At 59.7% G+C, this 17208-nt stretch carries 9 protein-coding genes and 3 pseudogenes; 5 read left to right on the top strand and 7 right to left on the bottom strand.

The genetic code is table 11. The annotated features are described in order from the left end of the window. Nucleotides 1-11: 11 nt before the first annotated feature. Nucleotides 12-2204 carry a hypothetical protein gene (locus AOQ71_RS06495; protein WP_057743325.1) on the bottom strand — a complete coding sequence of 731 codons (2193 nt, stop codon included), beginning with the start codon at nucleotides 2202-2204 and terminating at the stop codon, nucleotides 12-14. Nucleotides 2205-2662: 458 nt separating this feature from the next. Here AOQ71_RS06495 and AOQ71_RS50170 point away from each other — a divergent pair, with 458 nt between their 5' ends. Together AOQ71_RS50170 and AOQ71_RS06480 are read left to right on the top strand one after the other, a co-directional pair. After that, nucleotides 2663-2833: a hypothetical protein gene (locus tag AOQ71_RS50170; protein ID WP_157083403.1), complete on the top strand. Its 171-nt coding sequence runs from the start codon at nucleotides 2663-2665 to the stop codon at nucleotides 2831-2833. 1420 nt (nucleotides 2834-4253) lie between these two features. Continuing rightward, a complete protein-coding gene (locus AOQ71_RS06480) occupies nucleotides 4254-4694 on the top strand; it encodes a VirK family protein (RefSeq protein WP_057743316.1) in 441 nt (146 codons plus the stop codon). A gap of 1616 nt (nucleotides 4695-6310) precedes the next feature. Here AOQ71_RS06480 and AOQ71_RS06475 read toward each other — a convergent pair. From AOQ71_RS06475 to AOQ71_RS49900, 4 genes and pseudogenes are all read right to left on the bottom strand, one after another. After that, nucleotides 6311-7249, bottom strand: coding sequence for a DUF2493 domain-containing protein (locus tag AOQ71_RS06475; RefSeq protein WP_057743312.1), 939 nt, complete (start codon nucleotides 7247-7249; stop codon nucleotides 6311-6313). A 304-nt stretch (nucleotides 7250-7553) separates the two neighbouring features. Beyond that, nucleotides 7554-8240, bottom strand: a pseudogene (locus AOQ71_RS06470) (aminotransferase class I/II-fold pyridoxal phosphate-dependent enzyme); the annotation flags it as partial. A gap of 331 nt (nucleotides 8241-8571) precedes the next feature. Further along, entirely contained in the window at nucleotides 8572-9627 is a 1056-nt protein-coding gene (locus AOQ71_RS06465; RefSeq protein ID WP_057743309.1) for a DUF7146 domain-containing protein, read from the bottom strand. Next, the gene (locus AOQ71_RS49900; protein WP_347336682.1) at nucleotides 9627-10526 is read right to left on the bottom strand and encodes a strawberry notch-like NTP hydrolase domain-containing protein; all 900 of its coding nucleotides are present in this window, start codon (nucleotides 10524-10526) and stop codon (nucleotides 9627-9629) included. The genes AOQ71_RS06465 and AOQ71_RS49900 overlap by 1 nt, the downstream gene beginning before the upstream one ends. A 184-nt stretch (nucleotides 10527-10710) precedes the next feature. Here AOQ71_RS49900 and AOQ71_RS42720 point away from each other — a divergent pair. Next, nucleotides 10711-10920, top strand: a pseudogene (locus AOQ71_RS42720) (XRE family transcriptional regulator); the annotation flags it as partial. A gap of 574 nt (nucleotides 10921-11494) precedes the next feature. Here AOQ71_RS42720 and AOQ71_RS06455 read toward each other — a convergent pair. Continuing rightward, nucleotides 11495-11959, bottom strand: a complete 465-nt coding sequence (locus tag AOQ71_RS06455) for a hypothetical protein (protein WP_157083402.1) — start codon at nucleotides 11957-11959, stop codon at nucleotides 11495-11497. A gap of 378 nt (nucleotides 11960-12337) precedes the next feature. Between AOQ71_RS06455 and AOQ71_RS06450 the strand changes: the two genes are divergently transcribed. Next, nucleotides 12338-15001 carry a PAS domain S-box protein gene (locus AOQ71_RS06450; RefSeq protein ID WP_057743298.1) on the top strand — a complete coding sequence of 888 codons (2664 nt, stop codon included), beginning with the start codon at nucleotides 12338-12340 and terminating at the stop codon, nucleotides 14999-15001. A 261-nt stretch (nucleotides 15002-15262) separates the two neighbouring features. After that, nucleotides 15263-15475: pseudogene (locus tag AOQ71_RS42715) on the top strand (transposase); the annotation flags it as partial. A 224-nt stretch (nucleotides 15476-15699) separates the two neighbouring features. On the opposite strand, the gene AOQ71_RS06440 reads toward AOQ71_RS42715, so the two are convergent. Then, nucleotides 15700-17034, bottom strand: coding sequence for an IS5 family transposase (locus tag AOQ71_RS06440; protein WP_057743291.1), 1335 nt, complete (start codon nucleotides 17032-17034; stop codon nucleotides 15700-15702). Nucleotides 17035-17208 lie beyond the last annotated feature (174 nt).

The raw sequence follows: 17208 nt of genomic DNA, 5'->3' as shown, positions 1-17208 counted from the left end.
TCAGTCTCAAATTATCCGACGTCGGACAGGCCGCCAACTGCGTTGTTCAACAAGGACTTACAGAATGCAGGCGTGAGCTTGCCGCGGTGGATCACGACGTTTTCGTGCCCCATCGCGGCTCGCGCGCTCTGCCAGTGCCGATTGTAGCCGCGCTGTTCATTGGATTTCACATGGCAAGCGGCGAAGTCGGCGTCAGCCGCTGTCGCCAGCTGCCACGCATGTACCGGCCGCTTCGTATGGATATGCACCCACATCGGATTTGCCGCCGCACCGTTGCGCAGTGCCTTGGGCCGCAGCTTAGTCTCGAACAGCGTCCCCGGATCGCCGCTCAACGCGCGCGGTGGATCCGGAGGCTCCAACTCCCCGGCCGCCCGCAACCGTTCAAGGTATTTCTGCGAGGGAAAGCCGTAGCTCTTCATGCAATCGATCATGATCGCGGCTCTTTGCCTCTTCAATGAGTTGGCCTGTCCCTGCACCTCAGAATACATCGCCTTGAGCCGGACTATCTTGTCGTGCACTTCGGGTACTTGCGCGGGCGTGAGCAAGCCACTTCGACGAGGCTCCTCCAGCGCGGCTACACAGGCCTCGATCTCGGCGGCCTGTCTTTGGAGGCGCTCGACGACGATATTTAGGACGTGGTCGGCGTCCTCGGGTTTCATCTGACGCGCTTGCGAGACGGCGCTTTGCTGAGCGGGCAGATCGAACTGCAAAAGTTCGACCAATCGCTTGAGCAGCCCGGTCAGCGCTTCTCTGGAGGGCGGAGCCTGCCAAATCGTCAGGTTTCCGCTCGCCGACGATGACGCCCTCGCGCGAGCCTCCTCCGCGCTCGTGAGTGTCTTTGTACCCAGATCCGAGAGGACGATAACCTTGCGTGTTGGGCCCGTGCCGGCGTCGGACCCGGCGAGCTGCGACTCAGCGCTCCCAGCTGTCGAACTCCCCTCGCCTGCGGCCGCTTCGCGCCTGCCTTTGCCCTTCCTGCGCGCTGCAGTGCCTTCGCCCATCCCGGCAGTATGTTCCGGCAGCGCAGCCCAAGCCGTCGGTTCAATCGTGGCCGGCGTCTTTGGCTGAATTGCCAGAAGCCGCGTGACTTCGTCCGCTGTAAGCCACGCACCTTCCACGATCTTGTCCAGCAATTTCAACGGAAGATCGGCTCCCGCTCCGGCGTCCGTTAAGCTGGCAACCATGCCCCTCACTTCCGACGCAAATTCCGAAAGCCGCTCCATGACGCCTTCCAGAACCTCGCGGTGCTCAGCGTCAAGCGCCGCTCCGTTGCTGTTCATCACGGCCTCGGCCGTCGAGTCGAATGCCGGAACAACATCCTCGATGAAGGTCCCGAGGAGACGCACCCGCCCGTTTCCATCGATAAGGGCGTCTCGCACGGCTGGTCCCAACCTGCTAGCTAGGGAGAGCTGCGCGAGAGTGATCTGCGATTCCAGATACTTGCACTTCGTATTGAGTGCCCGGCCGGTATGCAGTCGTAGTGCGGCCTCTTCGGACTTCCGCATCTCGGGCGTGCTGCTTGGCAGGTCGGCAGTAGCCGCGCAGACGGACTGCATCCGCTCCGAGCGCAATGCCCTCTTTCCCCACCACTCCATGCAGTGCTCATAGTAGGGCTCCACACCTGAAAGCACGCGGTTCAGCTGGTCAGGCGAAGCGGTGCGGCTGATCCTGCCGACCAGGGCTGCTGCTTTCTGTCTGCTCTTGTCCAGGCCATCGAAAATCGTAGCAGCCACGGCGTTACATTCGTCGGCCGCGCCCAGCGTCTCATCGCGGAGCTGACGAGCCCGATCGTCGGGCAGAATGCGCCGCGCCAAACCTGGGGGCAGAGCAGCGTAGTAGTCCAGAACTGCTAAGCCTGCCTTGACGACCTGATCGATCAGCTCTTGCCTTTCGGACAAGGTCCGGCCGCGCGTGGCTGCCCTACGACAAGTGACAAGGTCATCAAGCAAGCTGCCCAACGTTCGCTTCGCTGCCTTAATGTCATCTTGTGTTGGCGCCGCCACATCCGAAGTTGGTTGCCGGTTCACGAGCCGCGCGGTTCTATCTTGAGGCCCTGAGCGCATTCGCTCCACGACGGCGTCGAAAGATTGACTGCGTTCCCCAGGGACGAGGCCGAACTCCAGGCTCGAACTGCTCGATACCCCAGTGCTGTCGGCTCCTCCAGCCCCAACGTGCGATTTGCCAGGTCGGCCGATGCCCGTCATATTTTATCTCCGATAGAAGAGTCGAGAATGCGCAGCCTTCCTGGCTAGACCGCTTCGCTGACGAGTAGCTGACCAAGAGCGTTTTTCCCGATGCACAAGCCCATGTCGCCTCGGGTCCACTTCCTTCGATAGCTGCTGTGCTGCTGAAGACAGCGATGCCGGGATGACCGCCTCAGCTGCCGGATCATCACCTGCAGTACATGACCGCCGCCTGAAGCGCGAAATTTTCGCGAGCGCGCTGGGGACAGCACCCCGCCACTCGATCGCCTTGCATTGGGGGTTCATTTTCCTCCGGAAATTGCCCGCGGTCGGCGACAACAATGGGCGCGTGGACGTTTCGGGCGAAAATCCGTATGCGGGACATCGCGCGCAATCTAGTGTCCTAACCCAGAAGTTCATGGCGTTTTAGGGCCTTGGCTGACACATTGTAAGCCCATAAGCGTTCGATGGAGCTGAGAATGGCGTCGGCTGATTTGGTCCATCGAGAATGGGCTGGGGTCGGCGTTGTGCTGTTCGAAGAAGGACGTGATCTCAGTACGTCGTTCCGCCACGCTGCGGTAGATGCCGCGCCTGATTTTGCGCTCGGTGATGACGGCAGCGAAACGTTCGACCTGATTGAGCCAGGATGAGCTGGTTGGCGGCAGATGGACGTGCCAAGCGGTCTCTTGGCCAGCCAGTTACGGATCAGCGGCATCTTATGGGTCGCATAATAGTCCATGACGAGATGAACGTCCAGATCGTCCGGCACGGCGACTTCGATCTCATCAAGAACTCTGATCCAGCGCCTGCATCTGCGACGTTTCGTCGACACACAGCACGATGGCTCGCTCGGGCGGGCCCATGTAGAGGCCGACGACGTCGCGAACCTTGGCGACGAAGCCAGGATCTGTCCCGCTTCCTTTTCGTCACAAGAGTAGAGGAACCTCATTCGCCAACTCAGTGTGGCTGCACCTCACCTCGGCCGATGAAGTCCAACACCGACTCCGCCCGACTGATCTCACGTGAGATACGCTCCAATATCCGGATCGTAGATGCATGCGTCCGGATGAGACCCGCTCTCTCGCACGCAATATCCAAGTGATGCATCACCTGTTCGTGGGTGGGAGCGGCCCGATTCTGCAGCGCGCTGATTGTCAATGATGCGAGCATATTGTCGACGACAGTTTCTTCGGTCGGAATCAAATTTGATTGCCTCTCCTGATCGTAGGCCCGACTCTGAAATCAATTATCGACGAAAGTGTGGGCACTCGGCGAGTGGACACGTACGTTGCGGATCTGGAGTGCGCAGAGCGGCGGATTACAATGTGTTCCGGCGTCCGCGAGCCGAAAAGGCGACGACATCCCAATGAATTGGGGACGCTCGAGAGTTCATCGGAAAGCGAAGTATGATCAGAAAGCGTGACACAAAGCTCAATCGTCATCGTTTCTGAGCGCGCGGCACTGTTCTGCGTGCCGGGCTAACTTCTCGTATTCCTCGGCCACTTTCAGAAGCCTGTCTCTGGGTCTGCCTGGTACGAGCGCATCCGCCTTGGTCCGCGTTGCTTGCGCACGATCTCGCCAGAGCTGTGGATCGTAAATTGGTCTGTATGGCGTCATGTGGAGAGGATGCAATTCGTAGATCAAGATAGTGCGACGGCCGACCTCCGTATCATTACGTAGCCATTCATCAGCAAGCGCCTCACAGCGAAGACCGGCGCAGATGCAGCGGCGCTTCGCATCGCAGGACGGGCATGAGCCTCTATTTAGATTGCGCGGCATAGAGTGAGCGACAACAACCAATCCGCTCGTGAGGCACGCCGCGCGCCTCGTCGCAAGATCTTCCGGAATAGACGGTGCAGAAAATATTACGAATCGTCATCTCACTCTGCAAACCTGACGTACGAGGTTGTGAGGTTAGCTTTACCCTCGCTAGAACTTGCATGCTGTTGCAGCACGTGTTGTTGTCGCGAACGCGACCTTCGCCTGACGTCTGAAATCCGCCAAGGTGTTCCGAATACGACATCGGGCAGATTGCTGTTCGTCTGCGAATCTTTTGGAGGAGAAGAGCATATGAAGTTCAGTGGCAGACGCCTGTCGATCTTGTTATCCTTGCTTTTGGCTGCAAGCGTGAGCACGATCGTCAAGGCCGATGGGCCGTCGCCGAAATATACGGAGGTGCTCAATGCCCTGCAGGCCGGCAAGGATGTGAAGGTCATACTAGATCTCAATCGCTGTGCCAGCGCCGATGGGAACAAGACCGGGCCAGCCGTGCAGGGCGGACTGACTATCAACGCCTTCAGGGTGAGCGCTCCGAATGGCATCAGCTTCGCCAATGCACATCAAACCTTGGACAGCTCAGGACACCCGGTTACGGAATACATCCGCCACAGCCTCAGCCGTGAAGGCAAGCTCACGGTGAGGGCCTCCAAGCTGGCCGCCGGATCGGCGGAAGTCGTGAATCAAGGAGAATTCGTGTGCGAGCTGCCCGACGGAGCGAAGTTCGTCTGGTAATTGGAAGTAGCACCGCGAGTGGCCGGGCTCCCGGCCGCCGGGTTCAGTGAGCAAACGACTGCCTGAAAAGATCGCGATTGGGACCTCATTGTTGACGGCCCCGCACGGATCTTGAGTAAGACCAATTGGCGCTCGGCTGCTAATTCATGTTTAACAAAAATGCGCGTTTTTGGCCAGCTACGAGACTCGAGCGTCAAACGCCGATAGCGTGGCCCTTGACAGCGGGCATCAGAACACCGCTTTCGGGCCAGGGCTAATAGCATCCAACCACGGCCTTTCGGTTCGCCAGCCTGGTCGCGCTTATACCGTCTCCGCCAGCGCGATAGGCGCATTTGAGGCTGGGTGAACGAGGCGCCACCCAGTTGGAGTGTCTTACATTGTTGGCGAGGAGAAAAACCTGCTGATAGGCCCATAGATCGCGGCAGGAAGAGGTGGGTTGATCGAACATTTTGCATCAGAAGCGCGCCGCAAGTGGGTGAGCCAACGATCCCACCTTCTTCTGAGCTGGGGCGGGCTTCACATCGGGCAGATGACAATCGTTATCGCTGCTTCTTTCCTGACAGACACCAACGCATGCCGACAGCATCTGTCAGCTCAGTCGTGACAGATTGATATCGCCGGAAGACATGAAGGGTGATCTATGTTCCTCATCAGTGCGACATCAGAGAAAATGGCCATTGCGAATGATGGTGTTGCGCAATTCAACTTGCCGCGTCGGGACTCGCCTGCCGCTACTCGGCGAAATCTGGCGACGCGAGGAGCCGCCATCGTTCGCGCACTGAAAAAACCTAACGTTGTGTTAGATTTGCCTTTCACGTTGAGGCTGTTAGATTGAACGGGCTGGGGTCAACCTAAGGAAGTGACGTGCGGAATGAAAAAATTATTGCTCATATCGGCGGGCGCGCTCGCGTTCGCTGCGGCGGTGTCCAGTGTCGTCTACGTCGCTAGGAACGCTGCGCAATATTTCGACATCAATACATTCGCAGCCGAACCACCCGTTCTCTGCACCGGTGACCCGGAGTGTGTAGATCCTAGCCCGGATCCCACTGGTATCTGCACACGTTACCCGGAGGCGTGCCGACGCTAAGGACCTAGTTTACAGATTGCTTGCGAAAATAGCGGTTGCAGTGCCCCGTTTTCGCAAGAGGGTCCTAATACCTGATCAAGCAAGGATGTCATCTTAGGTGTTCTCCAGGACGACGATATCGACCGAGAAGTTCTAGCCGCGCGCACGATATGGGTGAGGGACGTCTGTCTGCGAGCACGGCTTGCCGAAGCCCTCCCTCACCCGCTCCAAGTGGCGAAAAGAATGGAGATTGATCATTCATGGTCAGGGCCAGCCAGTACGTTCTCGGCTGGTTTGATCGCAACAGCACTGACTACACGAATGTAGGTAAAGCGCACGGCAGCCGCCTTGGCGCCGCGCGGGTGTGCAGCGCCTTCTTGTGGGGGCCGACTTTTGGGCGAGCGAGACGGAGCGTTCGCGAGAACAATCTGATTGCAGGGCTTGCAGCGGGCCCGGACCGCTCGGCACCCGGATGCAGCAACGAAATGCTTGGACATCTGTCTTCTTTAAGGTGCTGAGGCGTCGCTTTCAGCGTCAATTAAGACGGCGCTCACGCGCCGTCTTCGCTAAACTTCCAAACCGGGATGCCGAGCTTCTTGGCCTTATCGACGAGGTTGTCCTGGATGCCTGTGCCCGGGAAGTGCATGACTCCGATCGGCATAACCTCCAGCATCGCGTCGTTGCGCTTGAATGGTGCGGCCTTTGCATGTTTCGTCCAATCCGGCCTGAAGGCGAGCTGCGGAACATTGCGATTTCTGGCCCATTTTGAACCGATCAACTCAGCCCCTTTTGGCGAGCCGCCGTGCACTAGAACCATCTCAGGGTGTTTTGCGTGGACCTTGTCGAGCCGATCCCAGATGAGCTTGACGTTGTTGAATTCCAGCCCTCCGGTGAGCGCAATCTTGGGCCCACGAGGGAGCATCACTTCGGTTTCGGCCCTGCGCCTGGCAGCGAGAAAGTCTCGGCTGTCGATCATCGCGGCGGTGAGGGTGCGATGATTAACGACTGAACCAGAGCGCGCCCGCCACGGCGAGCCGGTGTGAACTTCGAAGCTTTCGGCAGCCTGGTCGCGAAAGAACTCCATGGCGTTGCGACGTTCGATCAGCGTGATGCCTTCGGCGGTAAGACGTTCGAGCTCGACGGATGCCACTTCCGATCCGTTCTGCTCGCGTTGGCTTCTCTGCTGCGCTTGCTCATTGGTGTCAAGTTCTCGTTCGATGCGTTCTGCCGCGCGATGGAAGAGATTGACGGCTGACCAGAGCAAGTCCTCGAGGTCAGGCTCAAGGCGCGTATCGTTCAGGGTCGAGACTAGCGCATCGAAGATGTCGGCGATGGCGCCGGTGATTGCATTGGTTTCGGGAAGGGGCCGTGGATCGGGTTCATCTTGCAAAGGACGAAAGCCAAACAATTGAAGTTCGGTAAGAGTGTGATCGGTCGGGGATGAAGCGTGGTGCGGTTCGAATTGCGGATCGTCGTTTTCGGTCGCCATGGGTGAGGTCCTTTTTCGGATCGGCCGCGCCCACCGCGGCCTTCGTGGCGATCATCCGACGGCGAGCGGCACGGACCAGAACCCAAGCGAAGCGCAGGGCCGAAGCGAAGCGGAGGATGGCAGAGGTGCGGCTATTTTGTTTCGCGATGCAAAGGCGCGGAACGCGCCGGCGGAAAATAGCCGTGACCTCTGCCATTGCAGGGCCGTCCCGCTTGCCGTCCGATCGCCTCTAGAAGGCCGGGGGGCGGCTCTATCCGCAAATGTCGACCTCACAGGGCCGGTCATTAGGCTGACGGCTGTGTTCAACCGGCCTCGATCGCGACCGGGAAGCATTGAGCCGCGCCATCAGGTAGCCGGGATCCTCCATGATAAAGCGGTCGGCGTCGTCAAGCAGGAGCCGCGCGCAGATGTCGAGCCCCTGCTGAGATCCGTTCACGACGACAATCTGATCGACGTCGCATCGCACGCTTCGCGACCGCCAAAGATATGCTTGGAGCGCCGTTCGGAGCCGCAGCGCGCCGCAGGGATCGTCGTAGGCCAGACGCTCCGGCTTGCGGGTCATTGCCGCGACCATGGCTTTTTTCCATGCCAGCACCGGGAAGTCCGACGGCGAAAGATCGCCATACCGGAAATTCGCGACGAGGTCGCGCGGCGGTTCGATCCAACGAGGGAGGTCCTGTCGCAACCGCTCGCCGAACTTCGAGAGCCGAGCCTTGCGCGTCGCTGCCCGGGACGAAGCTCGCTCACGTCCTTGATCGACGATAGCGCGAGCGACACGTGGCCGGGCGCCATGGCGTATCTCGATGAAGCCCTCCGCGGCGAGTTGTTCATAAGCGACCGTCACGGTAGAGCGCGAGACGCCCAGCTCGCCGGCAAGTGCGCGGGACGAGGGCAAAAGACCGTCGGTGCCGTAGACGCTTTCGAGAATCTGATCTCGAAGTGTTTCGTAGATCTGGCGTGAACCGATCCGCCCGTGGTGCTGTGAAGCCAATTCTTCAGCCTCTATATCTTGTTATATTTTGTTCTCCCAAACGCCAACCTTTTCAAAGAAATACGTCCATCAAGATTGATGGCCAAGTTGAAGTTGGCGAGCACTCTTCAATTCAACGCTGCAGGCGAGTTCTACTCAGGGTCAAGAGCTACCTTCCGAAATGCGCTAGCGCCACGGTGGCTGTATCTCAGATAGCTGCCGGCTTACTGCACCGCAAGTCGGCAGAGGCGGACAAGGCCGCCTGGCCGCTCGAGCGTCCAATATCGACTGCAGTCCGCTCATAACCGACAACAGGACGTAATCGCCCAAGGCGGCGCCGCAGGCTGATCGGTCAAACCGCCCCGGCCTCAGCGAAGAGCATGAACCGCGCGCGGTCCTGGGGTGCGAGCTGGCCCCGCAAGGCTGCCCGAAGTGAATCGACGCCGAGGGCGCGTAGATCCTCGTTGAAATCGCCACGCCTTGGTGACCAGATGATCGCCTCGATACCGTCCGCGTGGGCGCGCTCGGTCAGAGTCATCGCAGCTGCGTCGCCAGCCGCATCGTTGTCGCGCGCGATGTAGAGCCGGCGCAGCGTCGGCGGGAGCAGAAGGGCGGCAAGGTGGTTGGCCGAGAGCGCAGCGGCCATCGCCATGGCAGGCAGCGCATAGCGCAGCGACAGCATCGTCTCGATGCCTTCGCCGGCAGCGAGGACGTCGTCGGCCGCGCCAAAGCGGACGGCGTTGCCGCGGAGACCGCCCATGGCCCGTCGCGGCGTGTCGACCGGTGCCTTGCCGAAGCCGTCCGGCGCAAGCCAGGTGCGATGCGCACCGGTGACGCAATCGGCAAGATCGGTGACGGCCGCGATCATCGCCGGCCAGGTCTCAGTCGGCGAAGTGTCGTCCGGGCGATAGTGGCAGCGGGGATGAAACCGCAGCGCGCCCACGTCGTGGACAGCTTTGATGCCGCGATTGCACAGGTAGGTCTCGACGAGCGTCCTGCGGATCGGCTGCGACACGGCGAAGAGCCGTTGCGCTGCTTCCGGCGATCCCGCGGGGACGGGTGTGCGAATGATGGTCTTTGGGGTGCGGCGCGGCTCGGTGCGCTGCAGCCTCAGAAAGCGTCGTGCCTCCTCGGCGACGTCGCGAAAATCTGTAAAACTACAGCTCTCGCGGATCACATCGAGGAGATCGCCATGTTCGGCCGAGGCAGCATCGGTCCAATGCCCGGCGGCGCCGGAACCGGAGTCTGGTCCGCTGAGCCGGACGTACATTGACCGGCCAGGCGTATTGCGAACGTCGCCCACTATCCAGTAGCGCCCCTGGCGCCGCCCGTTGGACAGGTAGTAGCGGCAGACCGCCTCGGCATCACGGGCGAGACGGCGCGCCAGTTCGGAAGCGCCACCGGGCATCACCTAACCTCCCGAGCGTTGACATTGTGTTGCGTAGAAGCTGCCAAGCGTCCGTGAGACAGCACCCAAGCCCAGATGCGCAACATGACTCGCGGTGCAACCCGTTTGCCGGCCGGCCCCTCGGGCGAGGCTGTCAGTCGCACGAACATCGACCGCCCTGGTGTGTTGCGGGCATCTGCTGTCATTGCCGGAAGATTGGGAGAGGCCTTCCGTATTGCGTAGGGTTCGTCGAAACCAATCACTCCGTCGAAGCCAGAGCCTGACCATTCCATAATGAGCCTGACGCACGACAGCTTCTTGCCTCGTCGATCGGCGCGTAGCGTGGCGTAGGTCGTAAAAAGGACGCCATAAGCGAGCCGTATCCGGATCGGCGAGCTCGGGCAAAACCGTCGGAGGCGCGTGATAAGCAGCCGCTCCACATCGAGCACGGACCACTCAGGCCGCGCATCCTCCGTCAATTTGTCCGACTTGTTAATCCAGACGCCGCGTAGCTGTCTCATCGTCCAATCGTCGATCGAGATGCCGCCGACCTGGCGCCGCATCAACAACGGCTCAAGGGCCTGACTATCTTTCCGGCGCCGTGCTCGGGCCGTGCGAAACCCCGTGATTTTCGAAAGCAGCATGGAAATGGGCGATCCTGGCTTGGCACGGATAACCGATCCATATTTGCGAACGGACAGGGCGGTTGCCGCCTCGCAGACGTCAGAGGCGTTCTTCCAATCCCAGGAGCCGGTCGCGTCGATGAGACCGAACCCAACTTCCATGGCGCGACCCAAGATCACTTCGATGCACAGGCGGCGCTCACGGCTTGGGAGTAGACGGCGTGTGATACGAAGAAAAGATGTTGCCGCGGGCGAGGCTGCGGCAGCCGCGGCCGTAGTATCTGATGGCTTGAACATATGGAAAACCTGAGGAGAGCGGTTGCGCATCGAGCCGCCGGCGCTCTCTCGTGATCCGACGGGCTCAAACCTGCCCGTCGCCCCTCTTCCTCTTCATCACTGGGAGCCGCACAAACGCCCTCGCCTGGACCATAGGCGTGCAGCCGAATTGGCAAAAGCCTGGAAGAAGTGATTCGCCGATCTCGGCCTGCCGAACGCCGAGGAGCACCAACTCAAGGCTGCTGTAGTTGTTCAGCTAAGACGGTTGAGGGCGGAGCGGGAGATCACCCAGACGGAAGGCGCCAAGCTTGTCAACTTGAAGAAGCCTGACCTGTCCAAGGTGCTTCGAGACATTTCAAGCTGGTTCAGTGGCAGAGCTGATGCGTATGCTTCCGGCGTTCGACCAAGACGTTGAATAACCGTAAAGCCACATCGGAAGCTTGAAATCCGATCGACGTTGCAACCGAAGCAATAGCTCGAAGGTAGACGAGCATGCTTGCGCCGTCTCAGAGACCGCCTGAAACCGAAGGCAACGGGGATGGGGTAAGTCGGCTTCGGTGAACGTGTGAGAAAAGCCGAGGCGGTGGTGTGGCGGCAAGATGCCGATCGGGGCGAGCCTGAAGCCATCGCACGAACTCCTCGGCGGCATCGCGGCTGCCCTATCGGCGATGCTGCTCTATGGCGGCGAGGGCTCATGCAGCGGCCCGTGTGGTGCGATGGTACTCCGCCTTGCACAGTTCCAGGCGAGCAGCTCGTGCAACTGATGGCTCTTGCTTCGCCCGGAAGCGATGCAATCGAACACATCGGTCGCTAGGACTTGAAAAGTTTCTGTGCTCACGAGCGACAGGACCGTCCGCTCTCGACACCCGCCTTCGCTGTCGTTGAAAAACGGCAGCAGATACCAGGCGAACTTCGGACCACCAGGTGGCTCAGGAGTGCCATCGATGCCAAACGATTCTCGATCACGGGCGGCCGCACCTTCACCTAGACTACGCCATCGGTGCAGCCGTGTTTGGAACGGACCGTTCGCAGCCCCGCCGCGTCGCTAGTATCAGCTCGAGCACCTCCCTCACGCCCTCGCCAATCTGTAAAGCTGACCTTCCTGCTCTCAACGCGGCAGCTGCTTGAAGCAACGCATCAATGTTGTCGGACCGCCCCGACGCATGTGCATCGTCGTTGGGTGGCGCGTCCCGCGAGGCGTCAGCCTGAAGATCGCCCCGCTTAAGCGCCAGCTTCTTGACGACGAGCATCACAAGCCGCTCCCAGCGCTTCTCCAAGATCAAGTCCTTGAACGCATGCATCTGCAGGCGCAGCTCCTCCTTCTCAGCGTCAAGCGCGAGCACCATCCGCGAGGCGGAGCGATCGCGGCAAGGTTGCGATTGACCGCACGGCCGGGCAAGTTCATGCTGGGCCGCTACGTCGCGTTGGAGATAAGAAAGCCCCACCGAGTCCATTCTCGTATCCAGCGTGCGACACAGGGGACTTTCTCGCCATGGGTGCAACTGGCATCGCCCAAGCTCTATCCGACGGATCAACCGCGATTGGATTTGACCCTCCTGCTGTGCTCAGAGCGTATCCGGCGACAGCACGGGCCCTTTATCATCGAGAATAAAGGCGAACCGCGTGACACCAAAGGCATGATTGCCCTATGTGACCGTTCGATTTAATATAGCTAGAACTGAACGAAGGCTTTTAACTATACGAAGGTTTGTAGTGCGCCTTCTTCGGCTGTCTGATCAGTAGCGATCTCAAAATCACTCGGGGCGCCTGTCGGTGTCGGATTAAATTGAAGTATTTAATCTCTCTGCCAGAAGGGCCGGACTGCTATAAGCATGTTTAACCAGCTCACCACCACTTTGGGACGTTCAGCGACGCAGCTCGTTTTTGGTAGCATTGCGCTAGCGGCGGTGACGCTAACCTCCTTGTATATTCATAGCCCTTTCGCAGCGACGGCGTTCGCCTATCTGGTGGTGATAATGCTGTTCTCGCTGATGGGCAGCTTCATCGCATCGTCGGTGCTTTCCATTGTTGCCGTCGCTGCGTCAGCCTACCTGTTTACGCCGTCCACGTTCAGTCTCCGGATCGATGACCCAACGAACCTTTTGGTGGTTGTCGCCTTCCTAACCGCTTCAATTGTCGGAACGCACCTGATCGGAAGAGTCCGCCGCGAAAGGGATGCTGCGCGTGAGGTCGCGGCCAAGCTACGGCACAGCGCGGCCGAACAGCATGACCGCGAAAAACGGTGGCGCGCGATCTTTGAGCACAATCCGGCCATGTACTTCATGCTCGATGAAGCGGGAACGGTCCTCAACGTCAATACTTTCGGCGCCTCTCAACTCGGCTACGCGCCTGCGGAACTGGTCGGCCTATCTGTGCTGAAGGTCTTTCAGGAAGAAGATCGCAAAGTCGTTCGCAAGTGCATCGAGGAGTGTCTCACAAACATCGGTCAGTCGCACACCTGGGACATCCAGAAGGTCAGGAAGGACGGGTCGGTGCTGTGGGTGCGCGAAAACGCCAAAGCAATGCCCTGGGCCGAGGACAAGCCCATCGTCCTCATTGCCTGCGAAGATATTACTGAGCGAAAGCGGACGGAAATTGCCCTGCAACGGAGCGAAGCGCATTTGGAGCAGGCGCAGGAATTGAGCCATACTGGCAGTTTTGGCTGGAACACGGCCACCGGCGAGGTCTTCTGGTCCAAGGAAAATTTTCGGATTTTCGAGTATGACCCCGAGAAAACGATACCGACACCGCAACACGTCCTCGACCGCACCCACCCAGAAGATAGGGCTTCCGTCCAGGCGATTCTGGATCGAGCGTCTCAAGGCCAGGATTTCGATCATGAATACCGACTGCTGATGCCCGATGGGTCAGTAAAGTACATTTATGCGGCAGCACGGGCCACGAGAACCGCCTCTGGCGATATCGAGTTTGTCGGGGCGGCGACGGACATCACGGCAGCAAAGCAGACGGAACAACAGCTGCGCCGTAGTGAAGCCTATCTGTCCGACGCGCAGCAGCTCAGTCACATGGGCACTTGGTCCTGGGATTGCCACCGTCGCTGTTTTGTCTATCGCTCCGCCGAAGTGAGCCGTCTGTTTGGCTTGGATCCGGACGAGCCTGTATCGCTTGAGACCATCAGGTCGCGTATCCATCCAGATGACTTGGCGCTGCTGCAGGAAGTGCAACGTCAGGCTGGCGAACAGAAAGCAGGTAACTTCAAATATGATTTTCGAATCCGACTTCCCGATGGTGCGATAAGGCACATCCACTCAGTTGCTCACGCTGTGCTGGGAAGCGATGGCGCCACCGTCGAACTCGTCGGAACGCATATGGATGTCACCGAGCAACATGTGGCCAGGGAGCGGCTGGAAAACACCCTTGCTGCGCTGCGCGAAAGTGAGCAGCGCTTTCGGGACTATGCCGAAACCGCTTCCGACTGGCTCTGGGAGACCGGGCCAGACCACCTGGTCACTCATTTGTCGGAGCACGCCAGCGCCGTGGGCATCTTGACCTCAGGGCTCGTCGGTCTGCCTCCTTGGGAAATTGCGTGCGATGTTGAAGAAGAACCCGAGAAGTGGCGGCAGCATCGGGCGATGCTAGACGCGCATCTCCCATTTCGCGATCTGATCTATCGCGCAGTCAATAAGACCGGCTCTGCGTTCTACGTCCGGACCAGCGGCAAGCCTTTTTTTGATCTAGCCGGCAACTTTCTCGGCTACCGTGGCGTCAGCACAGACATCACCGCGAGGATTCGCGCAGACCAGGCCGAACAAGAGCTGCGGAAGGCACAGGCGGACCTTGCGCATGTGACACGCGTGACGACGCTGGGGGAACTAACGGCCTCCATCGCCCACGAAGTAAACCAGCCGCTCGCCGCCATCATCAGCAACGCCGACGCGTGCCTCGGCTGGATGGGTCGCGAAACTCCCGACCTTTCCGCGGCGCGCAGATCGGTGGACTGGATCATCGAAGACGCGATCCGGGCAAGCGAGGTGGTCCGCAGGGTCCGCGCACTTGCGAAGAAAGGTGAGATCGAGATGGTACCGCTCGATATCAATGACGTCGTCAAGGAGGCCATCACGCTGGTGACACGTGAGCTGGTTAATCAGCAAGTGACCTTGCGAACTAAGTTTGCGCCAACACTTCCCACGGTCCTCGGTGACAGGGTTCAGCTGCAACAGGTGATCATCAATCTCGTGATGAACGGGATCGAGGCCATGCAAACGATTGGCGACCGGAAGCGCGAATTGACGATCCAGTCATCCATGGATGATAAGGGGCGTGTGCAGCTCTCCGTGACCGATTGCGGCGCCGGGATCGCTGACGAGGACATTGATCGCATCTTAGACCCGTTTTTTACTACTAAATCGAGCGGCCTTGGAATGGGTCTATCGATCTGTCGTTCGATCGTGCAAGCTCACGGAGGGCGCCTGTCCATCGTCCGCAAGCGGGAGCCGGGCGCGACCTTTCAATTTGTCCTGCCAGTCGTGTCTTAACGTCTTCCCCTCCCTGAATGGAGGAATTTTCCGAGGAGCCTTAATTTAAGCGGCTCTACGGGATTTGCGGCGGCAGGAGACATCCACCGAGGGCCGCGTTCCGGCTCTGAGAATGTTGCGGGCTGCGTTCACGCCGGCGTGCGCCTCGTGTCCGCAAATCGTCGCAGGCGAAACGTGCTTGGCTTTCGCGATGGGTGCGTCGTCGCCAGCCATCAGACAAAAGATGAATCCGTCCGCTATGACGGCGCCGAAGTGAGCTCCACCAACACGGTCGCGGGCTACTACAGCATCTTCAAGCGCGGCATGAAGGGCGTGTAACAGCGCTGCGCTGAGAAGCACCTACACCGCTATCTTTCAGAATTCGATTTCCGTTACAGCAACCGCGTTGCGCTTGGCGTTGGCGACGGGGAACGCGCGGACGTTGCCATCAAAGGCGCGGCTGGCAAGCGTCTGACGTACCGTCAATCTAACTAAGCGAGGACCTGTCCCGGCTGGCCCGGCGCTTCGTACGCTGGCGGGCCAAGAAGTCTCGGACCCGTTAATCCACCACCTAGACTCGCAGCAGCGAATCGGTTCCACTTTCCCATTGAGTCGAAAAGCCCGCCCTTCGCGGGGGCGGGTTTCCGATACCGCAATCAACTTATGGGGTCGATCGGGGTCGGTTAGGGAATTCATGAGTCGTCCGTGAAGAACGAGGCTCAAGCGATTTTTTGAGCGGGGTCGGTCTCGATGAAGGCTCGGATGAAGATACGCAAGAGTTGTGCGAGCCATCGCAGGAGCAGGCCGAAGTTGTAACCTGCAGCGGCGAGAACAGCGTTGATGCGGTCGCCGAGGCGTCCCTTGAGATAATTCCGGTCCATGCGGTGCTCGGCCTTGACGTGGCCGATGACCGGCTCGACTGCCGCGCGACGCTTCATCTCGCGACGGATGGAAGCCGTGACGCGGCGGACCTGCCCCGAGATCCAGACCCTGAACCGATGCGGGTGGTTGTGGCCGCGATACCCTTTGTCGACGTGGATGCGGCGCGTCTCCACGCCGGTGAGCTTCTCCATGTCGGTGATCACAGGGCCGAGCGTGTGCCCGTCGAAGGGATTGCCGTGCAGGGCCTTGGCGTGGAGCACGAACTGTCCGCCCTTTGGAGACGTCGCGGGGGTGGCGATACTGACTTTGCAGCCGAACTCGTAAGGCGCGCGGGCTTTACCCTTGCCGATGCACTCGACCTCCGGGGCGTGTAACGCATAGACCTTTGGACCACGCTGATGCTGATCCTGGCTGCGTATCTGCTGCGCTAAACCGAGCAGCGGGCCGAAGCGAGCTTCCAGCACCGTGTGGCCATCAATCTTGCGGCGGATGTCGCGGATGATCCGGCCAAGCCGTGTCCGCAGGAACTTGAGCTGGCGCCTGGCGCGTTTGAACTGGTGCGCGTGGGTATAGCGGCCGACCATGATGGCGGCACGCTTAGCCAGGCGCAGATAGCTCTGGCGCAGCGGCAAACGGTTGCGCTTGGCGAGCCCGACGAGCTTGATGATTGCTCGATGGATCAGCCGCGCATCGGTCGGATGCGCAACCGCCTTGGGCTGAACCGTCGTATCGACGACCACCCGCTCTAGGTCTTTGGGGCCAATGGCGCCAGTCTTGTGCGCCACCGACAGACTTTCCTGGATCAGCGCGACGAGCTGTTCCTCTCCGAGCCGCTGCCGCCAGCGCGTCATCGACGATCGATCGAACGGCAGACGGTGGCGGAAGCTCAATTCGCCGCAGAAGTATTGGTAATAAGGGTTCTCGATCCAGCGGGCGCACAACACCTCATCCGACAGGTTGTGCATGTGCTTCAAGATGAACAGGCCGGCGACAAGCCGCGTCGGAAGGCCAGGCTGTCCCGACCCCGCTTGGCACACTGAACTGAAGCGATCGTTCAGCATATTCCAGTCGATCAGCGCTGCCAACCGCACCAGCGGATGGCTCATGTCGATGATCTTATCGAGCGCCGGAAGCAGCAGGTCCTTCTGGCGATCGTCCCGCGGTTTGCTCATCGCATTCCCCAATGTCGACGACACCCTCAGGGAATCACGAATCACTCAAAAGCAAAATCCCAAAACGCAAGAAAGCGAGGTCCAACTACCAGCTTTCCTGCAAAATCGAATACTACATCAAGACCAGTTTCGCTTGTTTCCTAGCCCCGATCTGCATTCTTCACGGACGACTCA

This window comes from Bradyrhizobium manausense (genome assembly GCF_001440035.1).
In the GTDB taxonomy this organism is placed as follows: Bacteria; Pseudomonadota; Alphaproteobacteria; order Rhizobiales; family Xanthobacteraceae; genus Bradyrhizobium; species Bradyrhizobium manausense.
Note: the sequence above shows the minus strand (reverse complement) of the source record. Positions and strands in the feature narration are given on the sequence as shown.